This is a genomic window from Nocardia brevicatena NBRC 12119, assembly GCF_000308495.1.
Classification (GTDB): domain Bacteria; phylum Actinomycetota; class Actinomycetes; order Mycobacteriales; family Mycobacteriaceae; genus Nocardia; species Nocardia brevicatena.
This window is the reverse complement of sequence record NZ_BAFU01000053.1, coordinates 1-16,748: the sequence shown is the minus strand read 5'-3', so window position 1 is coordinate 16,748 and position 16,748 is coordinate 1. Positions and strand designations below refer to the sequence as shown.

Annotated in this window: 3 protein-coding genes; all 3 read right to left on the bottom strand. The window is 69.1% G+C overall.

Features of this window, described 5'->3' with window-relative positions:
• Nucleotides 1-72 precede the first annotated feature (72 nt).
• Entirely contained in the window at nucleotides 73-1,062 is a 990-nt protein-coding gene (locus tag ON20_RS12245; RefSeq protein WP_040835393.1) for a daunorubicin resistance protein DrrA family ABC transporter ATP-binding protein, read from the bottom strand.
• On the bottom strand, nucleotides 1,059-14,639 hold the full coding sequence (locus ON20_RS12240; protein WP_083864874.1) for a non-ribosomal peptide synthetase: 13,581 nt from the start codon (nucleotides 14,637-14,639) through the stop codon (nucleotides 1,059-1,061). The genes ON20_RS12245 and ON20_RS12240 overlap by 4 nt, the downstream gene beginning before the upstream one ends.
• Before the next feature lie 388 nt (nucleotides 14,640-15,027).
• A complete protein-coding gene (gene lnt, locus ON20_RS12235) occupies nucleotides 15,028-16,719 on the bottom strand; it encodes an apolipoprotein N-acyltransferase (protein WP_051162296.1) in 1,692 nt (563 codons plus the stop codon).
• Nucleotides 16,720-16,748: the final 29 nt, after the last annotated feature.

Below are 16,748 nucleotides of genomic sequence, written 5' to 3'. Positions count from 1 at the left end.
CGGCGGCCGAGGCGCTCTCGACGGAGCTTTCGGTATCGGGTGTTTCCTTTCGGACCGCTGTGTCGGCGGTACTCACGACATGATCTCCTCGGGTACATCGTCGGTGTCCGGCTCGGGCAGCGGGGTGGCCGTGGTGCCGGTGAGGGACAGGAAGACGTCGTCCAGGCTGGGTCGGTGCACGGAGGCGTCGACGACGCACACCCCCGCGTCGTCGAGGCGGCGCAGGGCTTCGACCATGGTGCGCGAACCATCCCCGACCACCACCGACACGTCCTCGGTGCCGGGTTCATGGGTGGGCTCACCGATTCCGACCTGGGCCAGCACTGTCAGTGCGGGCTGCGGTTCCTGACCGGTCGCCAGGGTGACGGTGAGCCGATCCCCGCCGATGGAGGTCTTGAGCTCGTCGGCGGAGCCGCGGGCGATGACCCGACCGCGGTCGATCACGGTGATCCGGTCGGCCAACCGGTCGGCTTCTTCCAGATACTGGGTGGTGAGCAGCACGGTGGTGCCGTCGCTCACCAGATCTCCGATAACACCCCACATATCGAGGCGGGCGCGCGGATCGAGGCCGGTGGTGGGTTCGTCCAGGACAACCACCGGCGGCCGGGCCACCAAGGCCCCGGCCAGGTCGAGACGTCGGGCCATGCCACCGGAGTAGGTACCGGCCGGCCGCTGCGCCGCGTGGTCGAGACCGAACGCGGTGAGCAGTTCCCGAGCGCGGGCCGCCGCTTGCCGGTGCGACATGCCGTAGAGCCGTGCCACCATACGCAGGTTCTCGTATCCGGTGAGATTGGCGTCGACGGCGGCGTATTGACCCGACAGACCGATCCGTTTCCGCGCCGCCGCCGGGTCGGCGAGTACGTCTACCCCGGCGACGCGCACCGAACCGGCACACGGCCGCAGCAGCGTGGTGACAACACGCACCGTGGTGGTTTTGCCGGCACCGTTGGGTCCCAACAGCCCCATCACGGTACCCGCCGGGATGTCGAGATCGATGCCGTCGAGCACTCGTACCCGACCGTAGTTCTTGACCAGGTTGCGAATCTTCACCGCCAGACTCACCGGTCCGTCTCCTTTTCCTCGAGGTGCCGCCACAGGATGGGACCGATCACCGCAAGCGCGTCGGGCGTGGTCATCTCGGCGTGGGTGCAGGGCAGCGGGTGTTCGTGCACGAGGCCGGTGATATGACCTTGCCAGCTACCGGCGCTGCGATCACGGTTCTCCCGGTTCACCGAGTCGGCGGCGGCGGTGAAGAACAGCAGGTCGCCCTCGTAGATCCCCGGCCGAAAACCGTGCGCCGCAACGGTGCCGTCGGCGTATCCGGCATAGAGCCGTTCCAGGTGCTCGACGGTCAGCGCGGCGAACGGACCCGGCCGGGCACGAAGGAGTTCGGCGGCGTCGCCCAGGCTCATGTCGGGATCGAGTTCGCCGCCGTCGGACACCACGTCGGCGCCGAATTCACCGACGATCTCGGCGATACTCGGCATTGCCCGATCCAGTAGTTCGTCGGAGAGCCGGTAGCTGTCCATCATGGCCAGCAGCGCGACCCGTTCACCCGCCCGTTGCAGGCGCACCGCGATCTCGTGCGCGATCAGACCGCCCAATGACCAGCCGAGCAGGTGGTAGGGCCCATGCGGCCGGACCGACCGGATATGCGCCACATAGTGGTCGGCCGCGGCGGCGATCGAGTCGAATCCGGGATGTCCGGCCACATGCGGCGCCTGCAGGCCATAGACCGGCCGATCCGGGGGCAGATGCGCGAGTAGACCGGAGTAACACCAGGCCAGCCCGATGGCGGGGTGTACGCAGAACAGCGGGGCCGCCGAGGTTTCCGTGACCGGCCGCAGCGGCAGGATCGTGGCCAGTGCCTGCGTCATGGCATCGTCGGTGGACCCGGCGTCGAGCCGGGCGGCGATGGCGGCGGGCGTGGAACCGCCGAACATCAACTGCACCGGCAGGTCGATACCGTCGGCGCGCATCCGCGCCACGACCTTGGTGGCCAGCAGCGAATTGCCGCCCAATTCGAAGAACCCGTCGTCCACACCGACCCGTTCCACCCCGAGCGCCTCGGCGAATGCCGCGCAGAGCAGGGTCTCGGTGCGGGTGGTGGGCGCCCGATAGCCTTCGGCGCCGGCGAACACCGGTTCCGGCAGGGCCTGGCGGTCGAGCTTACCGACGGGCGTAAGCGGCACCCGGTCGATCGGCATGATCGACTGTGGGACCATATAGTTCGGTACCAACTCCGACAGGTAGGCGGTGAGCTCGGCCGGGGTCGGGGTATGGCCCGCTCTCGGCTTCACATACGACACCAGCGCCGTCGCGCCGGCCGCGGTGCGGTGTCCGATGGTCAGCGAGAACTCCACCGCGTCGTGCCGGGCCAGCGCCGCGTCGATCTCACCGAGTTCGATCCGGAAGCCGCGGATCTTGACCTGATGGTCGGTACGGCCCATATAGCCGATGGCGCCCGGCCCGCCGTCGGCGGACGGCAGGATGCGCACCAGATCGCCGGTGCGGTACATCCGCTCCCCCGGTTTGCCGAAGGGATTGGCGACGAACCGCTGTGCGGTGAGTCCCGGCCGGTCGTGGTAGCCACGCGCCAGCGCCGCGCCCGAGAGGAACAGTTCCCCGGTGACACCCAGTGGTACCGGCCACAGCCGGGCGTCGAGGACGCAGACGTCGACACCGCGGATCGGCGCCCCGATCGGAGTGGGCCCGTCCGGCCGCAGGGGTGGCGACATGACGGTGACGATGGTGGTCTCGGTGGGGCCGTACGCATTGTGCAACCGGCGGCCCGGTGCCCACCGGTTGACCAGTTCCGGCGGCAGCGCTTCCCCGCCGACGAGCACGTTCTGGAAGTCGGTGAGACCGGTCGGGTCCACAGTGCCCAGCGCCGAGGTGGTGATGAAGGCGTGGGTGATGCGTTCACCGGCCAGGACCCGGCCCAGTTCGGCACCGCCCACCACACCGGGCGGGGTGACCACCAGGGTGGCCGCACCGCCGAGGGCCAGCAGCAGGTCCAACATGGCCGCGTCGAAGCTCGGTGTCGCGAAGTGCAAGACGCGGCTGCCGGGCCGGACCTCGAAGCGCTGCGCGGTTTCGGCGGCGAAATTGGACAGGCCGCCGTGGGTGACCACGACGCCCTTCGGGGTTCCGGTCGAACCGGATGTGTAGATGACATAGGCGGGATGTCCCGTACGCAACGGGACGATCCGCTCCCGATCGGTGATCGGATCGGCGGCCGCCTCGAGCACCTGTTCACGGATTTCGGGATCGTCGAGCACCAGCCATTCGGTGGTGTCGATCTCGCCGGACAGTGCCGCACGGTGGGCCGAGAGCGTGACCCCCAGGGCCGCACCGGAATCGGAGAGCATATGCGCGATCCGGTGCGGCGGATAGCCGGGATCGACCGGGACGAAGGCGGCACCGGCCTTGGAGACCGCCAGCATGGTGGCCACCGATTCCACCGATCGCGGAATTCCCAACGCCACCAGGCTTTCCGGCCCCACCCCGATTCCGATGAGCAGCCGGGCCAGTTTGTTGCTCCACCGGTCGAGTGCGTCGTAGGTGATCTCGGTGTCACCGGCACGCAGCGCCACCGCCTTCCGGTCGACCGCGGCCGCGGCGGCGAACACCTCGGGGAGGGTGACCGGCCGGTCGGGGCGGGCGCCGCGCACGGGGACCAGCGCGGACAGTTCGGCGGGGTCGAGCAGGTCCAGGTCACCCACCGCCGACGCGGAATTCGCGGCGACCGCACACAGCAGCCGGACCAGCCGGTCACCGAAGCGTGCGGCGGTGGATTCGTCGAACAGGTCGGTGCTGTAGTTGACCGCCACGGTGATCCCGTCCGGTTCGCGGTCCGGGGTGCGGGATTCGGTAATCGTGAACTGCAGGTCGAATTTGGCGATACCACCGTCGGTCTCGACGGTGTCGATGCGCAGACCCGGCAGTTCCAGTGTCCCCACCGGTTCGTTGCGCACCGACAGCATTACCTGGAACAGCGGGTGATGGGCCTGCGACCGGACCGGGTTGAGCACCTCCACCAGACGTTCGAACGGCAGATCCGCGTGGGCGAAGGCATCGAGGTCGGTCTCGCGGACGCTGTCGAGCAGCGCGGTGAACGACAGGTGCGGTTCGACCCGGGTGCGCAGGACCAGGGTGTTGACGAACATCCCGACCAGAGGGTCGAGGGCCGGATGGTCCCGGCCGGCGATCGGGGTGCCGACGGCGATATCGTCGCTGCCGCTCATGCGGTGCAGCAGCACCGTCAGCACGGCGTGCAGCACCATGAACAGGCTGACATTGTGGTGTGCGGCGATATCGTGCAGTTCCCGGTGGACCTCCGCATCGAGAGCGCAGCCGACGGTACCGCCGCGGTAGGAGGGAACGGGCGGGCGCGGGCGGTCGGTGGGCAGGTCGAGCAGTTCCGGCAGCCCGTCCAGCGTGCGACGCCAGTAGTCGAGCTGTCGGCTGATCGGCGAGTCCGGATCGGCCTCGGAGCCGAGCAGGTCCCGCTGCCACAGCGTGTAGTCCACGTACTGGATCGGCGGGATCTCCGGCCGCGGGTCGATACCGGCGAGGACGGCGCGATAGGCGGCGGCCATATCCACCGCCAAGGGTTCCAGCGACCAGCCGTCCATGGCGATGTGGTGCACCACCAGCACCAGGATGTATTCATCCGGGGCGTCGGCCACGGTGAGCAGCGTCGCGCGCAGCGGCACCTCGGCGGCCAGGTCGAACCCGGGGGCGGTGAGCCGCTGGATCGTCTCGGCCGCCTCCTCGGAGAGGACGGTGATCTCGTCCAGCGGGACCACGGCGTCGATGGGGCCGAGCACCACCTGCGCAGGCTCACCGTCGATCTCCGGGAAGACCGTGCGCAGGGTTTCGTGCCGTTCCTGCAGGCAGTGCAGCGCGGTGGCCAGGGCGACCCGGTCCGGTTCGCCGCGCAGCCGCAGGACAACGGGAACGTTGTAGGCGCCACCGCTGCCCTGCTCCGCCGCACCGGTATCGAAACGGTTGAGGAACCAGAGCCTGTGCTGCGCCGCCGAGAGCGGGATCCGTTCGGGGCGTTCCCGCCGGGTCGGCTCCGGCCGGTCGTCACGTCCGGCACCGGTGTCGAGCAGGGCCGCGATCTCGGCCACCGTCGGCGCCGCGAAAACGGTGCGCACCTCCAGCCGGGTGCCGGTGGCGGCGGCGAGCCGGGCCACCAAGCGGGTGGCCAGCAGCGAGTTGCCGCCGATATCGAAGAAACTGTCGTCGGCGAACACGGTCTCGGCGTCCACCAGCTCGCCCATGACTTCGGCGACGAGGCGCCCCGTCCCGGTGGCGGGCGGACGTCCGGTCCGGTCGGTGGTGAACAGCCGGGGTTCCGGCAGGGCGTCGATATCGAGTTTGCCGACCGGGGTCAACGGGATCTCGTCCAGCAGGGCGAGGGCGGCCGGCACCATATGCGCGGGCAGCCGTTGTGCGGTATGCGCCCGCAGGCTCTCGGGTTCGGGTGGCCGGGCCGGGTCGGCGGGCCGGACGAAGGCCACGATACGATTGGCGCCGGCCATCCGCCGGACTGCGGTATGCGCGAATCCGACCCCGGGGTGATCGTCGAGCGCCGCGGTGATCTCACCGAGTTCGATGCGGAAACCGCGCACCTTCACCTGATGGTCGCTGCGGCCCAGGTACACCAGTTCGCCGGCGGCGTTCCAGCGCACCACATCGCCGGTGCGGTAGAGCCGGGCGCCGGCGGGGCCGTACGGATCGGCCACGAACCGGGTGGCGGTGAGACCGAAGCGGTCGACATATCCGCGGGCCACACCGGGTCCGCCGAGATACAGCTCTCCGGGGACGCCGACCGGCACCGGACGCAACCGTTCGTCGAGTACCAGGGCGCGGGTTCCCCGGGCGAGGGTGCCGATGGTGATCGGCCCGCCGCTGTCCAACTCCCCGAGCGTGATCACGATGGTGGTCTCGGTGGGACCGTACACATTGAACATGCGGCGTCCCGGCGCCCATCGCGCCACCAGTTCCGGCCCGTAGGCCTCCCCGCCGACCATGAGGCCGCGCAGGTCCGGCAGCGGCCACCGGTCGCGGTCGATGGTGGCCAGGGCGGCGGGGGTGATGAAGGTGTGGGTGACCTGTTCGCGGGTCATCAGCTCGGCCAGTTCGTCGCCGCCGTACACATCCGGCGGCACGATGACCATGGCCGCGCCCGAGCCCACCGCCAGCAGCAGGTCCAGGACCGCGGCGTCGAAACTGGGCGAGGCGAAATGCATGGTGCGCGCACGGTGATCGGTGCGCAGCCGGTCGCGGAATTCGGCGGCGAGCTCGGACAGTCCGCCGTGGGTGACGGCAACGCCCTTGGGTTTCCCGGTGGAACCGGAGGTGTAGATCACGTAGGCGAGATCGGCGAGCCGGACCGGACGTACCCGATCGACATCGGTGACCGCGTCTTCACTCACGGCGGCTTCCGAATACGCTGGATCGTCGGACAGCAGCCAATCTATGTCCCCGCCGCCCGCCGTCCGAAGTCGCTGGGCATGGGCGGAGTGGGTGATACCGAATGCGCAACCGGAGTCGGTGAGCATATGGGCGATCCGCTCGACCGGATAGTTCGGGTCCACGGGGACGAACGCGGCACCGGCCTTGGTGATCGCGAGCACGGTTGTCACCGAGTCGACCGACCTGGTCAGTCCCATCGCCACCCGATCGCCGGGACCGAGTCCGCGGCGGATCAGCATCCACGCCAGCCGGTTCGACCGTCGGTCGAGTTCGGCATAGTCGAGGACGGTCTCCCCCGCGCGGACCGCGGGTCGCCATGGATATACCGACGCGGTCGCGGTGAATACCGCGGCCAGGGTGCGGGGTATCCCGCCGGCCGGCCCGTGCGCCGGGGTGAGCCGGGCACGTTCGAACTCGGTGCGGGTGTCGATATCGCGGATCGGTACATCGGGATCGGCGCCTACCGCGGTGAGCACTCGAAGAAACCGGTAGGCCAGGGTTTCGATCGTGCGTACGTCGAAAAGCTCGGTGGCGTAGACGAATTCGATATCCGTCGCCCCGTCGGCGAGTTCGCCGACGCGCAGCTCCAGATCGAATTTGGCGCGCGCGATATCGAGTTCCCGGGCGGATACGGTGAGTCCCGGCAGCTCCAACTCGGGCAGCGAACCATCCCGCACGGTCAAGGCGACCTGGAACAGCGGGTGGCGGCCGGTGATGTGCGGATCGCGGCCGAGTTCGTCGACCACCCGCTCGAACGGGATATCGGCGTGGGCCAGTGCCGCGAGCTCGGTGTCCCGGTCGGCGCGCAGCAGCGCGGTGAAGGCGAGGTCGGGGTCCACCTCCGAACGCAGCACCACGGTGTTGACGAACATGCCGACGAGGTCGTCGAGCATGCTGTGGGTGCGGCCCGCGACCGGGGTGCCGATGGCGATATCGCGACCGCCGGTCACCGCGCGCAGCAGCACCGCCAACGCCGAACGCAACACCATGAACGGGCCGACCCCCTGGGCACGGGCCAGTTCGTCGAGGGCGCGGGCCACCTGCGCGGGGATCGTGCGGCGCACCACCGCGGCGTCCTGGGTGGGTACGTCGGGGCGGGGACGGTCGTAGGGCAGCGGCAGTTCTTCCGGCAGGTCGGCGAGCCGATCGCGCCAATAGGCGAGCTGTCGGGCGGCCGGACTCTCGGGATCGGTATCGCTACCGAGGTATTCCCGCTGCCAGAGCCCGAAATCGACGTACTGCACCGGAAGCGGCGGCCATATCGGCGCTCCGCCGCGACACCGTGCCGTATAGGCGATGGCGAGGTCACGGGTCAGCGGTCCGAGCGACCGACCGTCCACGGCGATATGGTGCACCACGATACCGAGCAGATGCCGTCCCGGCCCGGTGCGCAGCAGAACCGCCCGCAGCGGGGTGCCGGTGGTGAGGTCGAAGCCGCCGAGGGCCAGGTCCCGCAGTATTGTTTCCGCGGTCACGGTGGATACGTCCCGGGGTTCCGGGTCGGACAGTGCCCGGTCCGCGGGCAGCACCTGCTGGTGGGCGCCGTCACCGTCCTCCGGGAAGACGGTGCGCAGTATCTCGTGCCGTTCGACGATATCGGCCAGCGCCGCGCGCAGCGCCGCCACGTCCAGGTCACCGGCGATATCGAGGACGAAAGCGATGTTGTAGGCATTGGATTCGGGGGCGAACCGGTTGAGGAACCACAGCCGCTGCTGCGGCAGCGACAGCGGAATCCGGTCCGGACGCGGAATACGAGCGGTGAGCGGGAGCCGGCGAACGGCCGGCGCCTGCGCGATCCGTTCGGCCAGCGCGGCGACGGTCGGCGCGTCGAAGACGGCACGCACCGGCAACTCCACCCCGAACCGCTCGTCCAAAGCGGTGGCCAGCCGGGTGGCCAGCAGCGAATTACCGCCAAGATCGAAGAATCCGTCCTCGGCACCGACGCTCGCACGCCCCAGCACGTCGGCGAACACCTCGGCGATTCGCTGTTCGGTCTCGGTGACCGGCCCCCGCGAACCCGCCCCGGATTCCCCGATGAACACCGGTTCGGGCAGGGCCTTGCGGTCGAGTTTGCCGGACGGGGTCTTCGGCAGTTCGTCCAGGACGGTGACCGCGGCGGGCACCATGTAGTCGGGCAGCAGCCCGCGCGCGGTTTTCCGGATCGCCGCCGGATCGACCGGGCCGGCCACCGTCACATACGCGGCGAGTCGTTGCCGGTCGTGGGTATCGGTGTGCACCACCGTGAGCGCGGAGCGCACCCCGGGATGCGCGCGCAGCGCATGGTCGATCTCGTGCAGTTCGATCCGGAAGCCGCGAATCTTGATCTGGTCGTCGGCGCGGCCGAGGAACCGCAGCCGCCCGGACCGTTCGACCACCACCAGATCGCCGGTGCGGTACATGCGTTCCCCGCGACGGCCGAGCGGGTTGGCGAGAAAGCGGCCGGCGGTGAGACCGCGCCGGCCGTGGTAGCCACGGGCCAGGCCAGGCCCGGACAGATACAGCTCACCGGGTGTGCCCGGCGGTACCGGCCGCAGCCGATCGTCCAGGACGAACAGCCGCATACCGCGCACCGGGTGCCCGAGCGGCACCGGCCGCCCGGCCCGCATGGGGCCGGAGACGGTCGCCGCGACCGTGGCCTCGGACGGACCGTACATATTGTGCATGCGATACCGGGGCGCCCAGCTGTCGACGAGTTCCTGGCTGCAGGACTCGCCGCCGACCATGACGGAGTGCAGCGTATCGAACCCCTCCGGCGGGACGGTGGCCAGCGCGGCCGGGGTGATGAAGGCATGGGTCACCCGTTCGGTGCGCAGGAAGGCCGCCAGTTCCCGCCCCCCGTAGATATCGGCGGGAGCGACCACCACGGTGGCGCCCGTGGCGAACCCGAGCAGCAGTTCCAATACCGAGGCGTCGAAGCTGGGCGAGGAGAAGTGCAGGGTACGGGACCGGTCGGTGACGCCGAACAGGTAGCGCTGCTCACCGGCGAACGAGGCCAGTCCGGCGTGGGTGACGATCACCGCTTTCGGGATGCCGGTGGAGCCGGAGGTGTAGATGAAATAGGCCGGGTGGGCGGTGCGCAACGGCCGATGCCGGTCGGCGTCGGTGATCGGCGCCGCCGAATATGCGGCGCAGGCGTCGGTGAAAGCCGGTGTACCGAGCACCAGCCAGGTACCGGATCGTCCGGCGGGCCAAGCGGGCAGACCGGCATGGTGTTCCGGGCCGGTGATACCGAGCAGCGCCCCGGAATCGGCGAGCATATGCGCGGTCCGCTCGCGCGGGTAGGCGGGGTCGACCGGCACGTACGCGGCGCCGGTTTTGGCGACCGCCCAGACGGCGGTGATCGAGTCCAGGCCGCGGGGCAGGGCGACCGCCACCACCGTTTCCGGTGCGGCGCCGTGCTCGATGAGTATCCGGGCAAGCCGGTTCGACCGCTCGTCCAGCTCACGGTAGGTGGTGTCGCGTGTGCCGTAACGGACCGCGACGGCGTCCGGAAGCCGTTCGGCGATCTCGGTGAACATCCGGGCCAGGGTGGTCGGCGGTTCGGCCGGACCCCCCGCGATGGGTACCAGGTTCGCGCGCTCATGCCGATCGAGCAGGTCGATATCACCGAGTGGACGCTGTGGCGCGGCGACCACCGCCTCCAGGACGGTCACGAACCGACGGGCGAACGCCTCGACAGTTCGGGCGTCGAGAATATCGGTGGCGTAGCCGAATTCGGCGCGCAGTTCACCGTCGGTGCCGTCGTCGTGGATCTCCAGCTGGAGGTCGAACTTGGCCACATCGGTGGCCAGCGGCAGGATCTCGGTGCGTACCCCGGGCAGATCCAGGTGCAGGTCGGGTGCGTTGTCGTAGGACAGCATCACCTGGAACAGCGGATGCCTCGATCCGGAGCGCTCCGGATTGACCAGTTCCACGAGCCGCTCGAACGGTACGTCGGCATTGGCGAATGCGTTCAGATCGGTTTCCCGGATGTGGTCGAGCATCCGGTCGAAGCCGGCGGCGGGATCGACGGCGGTGCGCAGGACCAGCGTATTGACGAACATGCCGACCAACTCGTCCAGCGCCGGATCGGAGCGGCCCGCGATCGGGGTGCCGATGACGATATCGGTGCTGCCGCACAGCCGCGACAGCAGCGTGGCCAACGCAGCGTGCACCACCATGAACATGCTGACACCGCGTGCCGCGGCCAGCTCGGTCGCCTCGCGGCGGGTTTCGGCCGAGATGGTGAAGGCGACCCGCGACCCGACGGTGGACCGGTGCAGGGGCCGTGGCCGGTCCAACGGCAGGTCGAGCTGGTCCGGCAGCCCGGCCAGCTCCGAACGCCAGTAGACGATCTGCCGGCTGAGCGCGCTCGCCGGATCGGTTTCCTCGCCGAGCAGCTCGCGCTGCCAGATCGCGAAATCGGCGTACTGCACCGGCAGCGGCGTCCACCGCGGCGCCCGGCCCTCGGCGCGGGCCGCCACCGCGGCCATCAGGTCTCGTGCCAGTGGGGCGATGGACCAGCCGTCGCCGCAGATATGGTGCAGCACCAGGACGAACACATGGCGGTCGGTATCGGTGGCATACAGCGCCACCCGGATCGGGGCCTCGGCACGTAAATCGAAGGCGCGGCCGGCGAATTCCCGGACCAGCGCGGTGGTATCGGCGCCGTCGGCATCGATCGCTTCCAGGCTCAGCGGAATATCGGCGGCGGGGTGCACCAGCTGGTAGGGGCCTTCCGGGGTTTCCGGGAAGGTCGTGCGCAGGCTTTCGTGCCGTTCCAGCACATCGGTCAGGCCCGCGCGCAGCGCCTCGATATCGGGGCTGCCGTCCAGGACGACGGCGAGCGGCATGTTGTAAAGGGCGGCGTGTTCGGCGAACCGGTTGAGAATCCACAACCGCTGTTGAGCGGGTGACAGCGGTACTCGTTCGGGTCGTTCGACCGGGACCAGGCTCGGCGCGACGATATCCGTACCGTCGGCGGCGAGGCGTTCGCTCAGCGCGGCGACGCTGCCCGCCTCGAACAGGTCGCGAATGGTGAGCCGCACGCTCAGGGCGGCATTGATCCGCGCTACGGCCCGCGCCGCGACCAGGGAGTTACCGCCCAGTTCGAAGAATCCGTCCTCGATCCCGACCTCGTCGAGGGAGAGCAGGTCGGCGAATATCTCGGTGAGGGTCCGCTCCGTCTCGGTGCGCGGCGCGGTTCGCACTCGTTCCTTGTTGTCGGCGGGTGCGGGCAGCGCGGCCCGGTCGATCTTGCCGTTGCTGTTGAGCGGCAGCTCGTCGAGCGCGATCACCGCGGTAGGCACCATATAGGCGGGCAGTGTCCGCGACACCCGGGCGCGCACCGCCTCGGTATCGATCCCGGCCGACTCGCCGTCGCCGCCGCGGGCCGGAACCACGTAGGCGACCAGCCGATCACCGGCAGCCCCGGCGTGCGCGACGCAGACCGCGCGGGCGATGCGGTCGTCGGCCAGCAGTGCCGCCTCGATTTCGCCGAGCTCGATGCGCAGACCACGGATCTTGACCTGGAAGTCGGTGCGGCCCAGGTATTCCAGCACACCGGCGGTACCGTCGGAAGCGTCGTCGATGGGGCGCCAACGGGCCAGATCCCCCGTGCGGTACATTCGCCCGCCCGGGGTGAAGGGATCGGCGACGAACCGTTCGGCCGTCAGCGGTGACTGGCCGAGGTATCCGCGCGCCAGTTGTGCCCCGGCCAGATACAACTCGCCCACCGCTCCCGGCGGCACCGGACGCAGTCGGGTGTCGAGCACATAGGTCCGGGTGTTCCACACCGGCGAGCCGATGGGCACACTCGCGGGGTCGGGTGGGCAGGACCAGTAGGTGACGTCGACGGCGGCCTCGGTGGGACCATAGAGGTTGTGCAGCCGGGTTCCCGGCAGCACCGCGTGGAAATCGCGCACGGTCGCGGCCGGCAGTGCCTCGCCGCTACAGAACACCCGGCGCAGTCCCGTGCAGCCGCGCGTATCGGCGTCGGTGACGAAGACCGACAGCATCGATGGCACGAAATGTGCTGTGGTGATGTGTTTTTCCGCGATGATCTCGGTCAGGTACTGCGGATCGCGGTGCCCGTCGGGGCGGGCCAGCACCAGCCGGGCACCGACCTGCAGGGGCCAGAAGAACTCCCATACCGACACGTCGAAGGTCGCGGGGGTCTTCTGGAGTACCGCGTCGGTGTCGTCGAGCGGGTATTCGTGCTGCATCCAGCGCAGCCGGTTCACGATGGCGCCGTGCGCGGTACCCACGCCCTTGGGTGTTCCGGTGGACCCGGAGGTGAAGATGACATAGGCCAGGTGGTCGCCGCGCAGTGGCCGGATCCGGTCGGTGTCGGTAATCGGTGCCGGGTCCATCCCGGACAGGTCCAGACCGTCGAGCGCGAGTGTCGGAGTGTGGTCGGGCAGGGCGACACCCTCGCGGTCCACGACCAGCACCGCGACCGGTTGGGCGCGGGCCATGATCCGGGTCAGCCGCTCGACCGGGTGTTCCGGGTCCATCGGCAGATACGCGGCACCGGCCTTGATGATCGCGTACATTCCGACCACCAGTTCGAGGCTGCGCCGCAGGCACAGTCCGACCACCCGGTCCGGTCCGGCGCCGCAGGCGATGAGCAGACGGGCCAGCCGATTGGCGCCCTCGTCGAGTTCGCGGTAGGTCAGCGACTCGTCCTCGAATTCCACGGCCACGGCATCCGGGCAGGCGGCCACTCGCTCGGTGAAGAGATCGGCCAGAGTGGCCGGAGCGGCCTCGACGGCGGTGTCGTTCCACGCCCGCAGGACCAGGTGCCGTTCGGCCTCGGTGATAACCGGCAGGGCGAACGCGGGAGTTCCGGGCGGGGCGGTGAGGAATCGGTTCAGAAAGTCGAGGAAACGCTCGTGGTGGGCCGCCAGTTCGGCCTCGCCATAGAGCTGCGAGTTGGCTTCGAAGTCGAGGTGGATCCGGTTGCCGGCACCGTAGTAGAGGTTGACCGACAGGTCCTCCACCGGACCGGTCGCCATCACCTGCGGCGACCCCTCCACATCACCGAACTGCAGGCTGTTGCGGAACAGCATGACGTTGATCATCGGCCCGAAGAACCCACGCGAGCCCCGGGAATGGCCGCAGTCGCGGCGGATGTCCTCGTGCCGGTAACGCTGATGCCGCAACGCGCCGGTGATCTGCTGTTGCACGATGCGCACCGCGTCGTGAACCGTGGTGTCGACGCCGAATCGAACCCGCAGCGGCACCACGTTCGACACCACTCCGGCCGAGCGGCGTAACGCGACGGTCGTGCGGGCGGAGACAGGCAGGCTCAGCACCACGTCGTTCTCGCCGGTCACCGCGCGCACATAGCAGGCCAGCGCGGCGGCGAACACACTCGGCTGCGAGGCGTTCAGTGTTTCCGCCACCACCGTCACCGCCGCCTCGGTGCGTTCGTCGAGCGTCGTGGCGGCCAGGCGCCGGCCCGGATCGGGGGTGGACGGCGGGTTGGCGACGGTGGACAGGGTGAGCACCTCACCCACACCGTCCAGTAGTTCCCTCCAGTAGGCACCGTCGGCGACGAACCGGTCGGAATTGCGGTATTCGATTTCACCGGCGTACAACTCGGCCAGGGGCATGGCCCGCGATACCGACGGTTCACGCTGCTGCTCGAGAGCGGTGTAGACCTCGGCGGTGCGGGTGTTGCCGTTCATGGCGCCGTAGCCGTCGATGAGAATGTGGTGGGCACGCGAATACCAGACGTAGTCGTGGTCGCCGGTGCGCAGGACCGCGTTGATGATGAGTGGATCGCGTTCCAGGTCGAAGGGGGCGCGGGTGGCCTCGTCCATCCAGCGCCGCGCGGCGGCGGACGGGTCGGGTTCGTCGCGCAGATCGACCCGGATGAAGGCGGGCTCCGACTCGGAATCGAGAATCTGGTACGGAACCCCGTCGATGGTCACGAGGCGCAGCAGATCCATTTCCGTTTCCCGCCCGAAGCGTTCGATGGCGTCGAACAGCCGGTCGGTATCGAGGTCACCGTGGATTTCGACGGACTGGGCGATGATGAGCGGGACATCAGGTCGGATGCGTTGGGCGTACCAGATGCCCATCTGAGCGGGCGACAGCGGAAAGGCTTGTGCTGATAGTTCACCGGCCGACAAGGCACCGATTTGATCGGTGGCCACAGATCTCATCAATCACTCCGTTCTACCGCTGGTTGACACTTCTCCCCGAGCACCGTCGCGGCGGGCGAGAAAGCACCGGACGTAGGACCTGATCCACGCCCTATGATTCGGAACATTCGGGGGAGCGGATGGCCGGATACGGAATCGTTGCACAGCTGTGAGCAATCGCCGATATGCCGCGCCGAACAGGTTAATCTTCCGCAAAACGGACATGCCGGACAACGATATTCGGATGCGCAGGCCGGAAGATCACGCACACGACCGACCGTGACGATTTCAGTAGCTATCGGCGAGCGAATGGCAAATTACATGATCGTTACCGACGCCGACCACCATCCGGCGTCGAGGATCACCCGAGATGACGGTGGGCAACCCGGCCCGCCCACGGCCCCGCGGATCAGGATGCGACGGACTCGGCGGCGGCGGGGGGTACGCCCGTTCGGCCGCGTCGGCCGGTTCGCCGGACAGTAACGATGAGCACCAGGCCGACCGCGGTCGTCACCACGGCGGCCAGTTCCGGCATCGGACCCAGCCGTGTGGCGAGCGTCGTCGAATCCCGCAGCGGCAGCCGGGCGACCAGCACATCCGGTTCGAACAGCGGGGTCCGCTGCTGTACGGCGCCGTCCGCGGTGATGATCGCGCTCACCCCTGAGGTCGCGGCGACGACCAGCGCCCGCCCGTGCTCCACCGCACGCACCCGCGACATCGCCAACTGCTGGTAGGTCATCTCACTGTCGCCGAAGGTGGCATTGTTCGTCGGGACGGTGAGCAGTTGCGCGCCTGCCCGCATGGCCTGATTGAAGGCGCGGTCGAAGGCCACCTCGTAGCAGGTGGCGACACCGATATCGATCCCGGCGGCGTGTACGGTCCCGTCGCCGTGTCCGGGAACGAAATAACCCGCCCGGTCGGCATAGGGGGAGAACAGCCGGAAAAACCCGCGCATCGGCAGATATTCGCCGAACGGCTGGACGATCTTCTTGTCGTGTCGCTCACCGGGGCCTTCGTCGGCGGTCCAGACCAGAACCGAATTCGTGGTGGTCCGATCGTCGTTCACCAGGACGGCGCCCACCAGGACAGGGGCGCCTATCCGCCGCACGGCGCGCTCGATGACGGCCGCGGCGTCGGAGTTGCGCAGCGGGTCTATATCGGAGGAATTCTCCGGCCAGATCACCAGATCCGGCGCCGGGACCAGACCGGCGGCGACCTCGTCGGCGAGCTGTTCGGTCCGCCGGGCGTGATTGTCGAGGACGGCGCGGCGCTGGGCGTTGAAGTCCAGTCCGAGCCATGGGACGCTGCCCTGGACGGCGGCCACGGTGATCACCGCATCCCCCTCTCGGGGCGCGGGGAGCGTAGTGCGCAGCAGGAGGCCCGCGAGCGGCAGCAGAACACAGCCCGCGGCGGCCACGGCGACGGCGAGGCGGGAATGCCGCACAGCCGCAACGTCGGTCGCGGTCGTCGTGGTGTCCGCTTCCTCCACCCCTCCCGGCTTCGACCCCACACCGGTGATATACGGCCGCAGGGCCGATACGAGCGCGGTCCCACAGGTGCCGGTGAGCGCGACGGCGAACCCGATGAGCGGGGCACCACCGAGTGAGGCCAGCGGCAGATACCAACCGTCGGCCTGCCCGAAAGCCAAGCGCCCCCAAGGGAATCCGCCGAACGGGAAACTGGACCGCCCCCATTCGGCGGTGGTCCAGGCCGCCGCGATCCACAGCGGCCATCCGGGCAGCGTGCCGAGCAGTCGGGCCGCCACCCCGAACAGGCCAATATAAACCGCGCAGGCGGTGGACAGCGCCAGCCACGGCAGCGGGCCGACATAGATGCCGGTCCACGGCAGCAGCGGCAGGAAAAAGCCCAGTCCGGCGAGCAGGCCATAACCGAACGCGCCGCGCAGCCGGGGTGTTCCGCGCAATACGAGGGCGAGCAGCGCGATTCCCGCCGGTGCGAGGAACCACCACGGCCGCGGCGGGAAACTGCCGAACAACAACAGCCCGGCCACAACCGCCCCCACCGACCGCACCGATACCGGGTGGTGGTCGAACCGGACGAGCAGACCGGCGATCCGCCGGCGCACGGACTCATTCGCCATGGATCGTCACTCCCCGACGTACCGTGCGC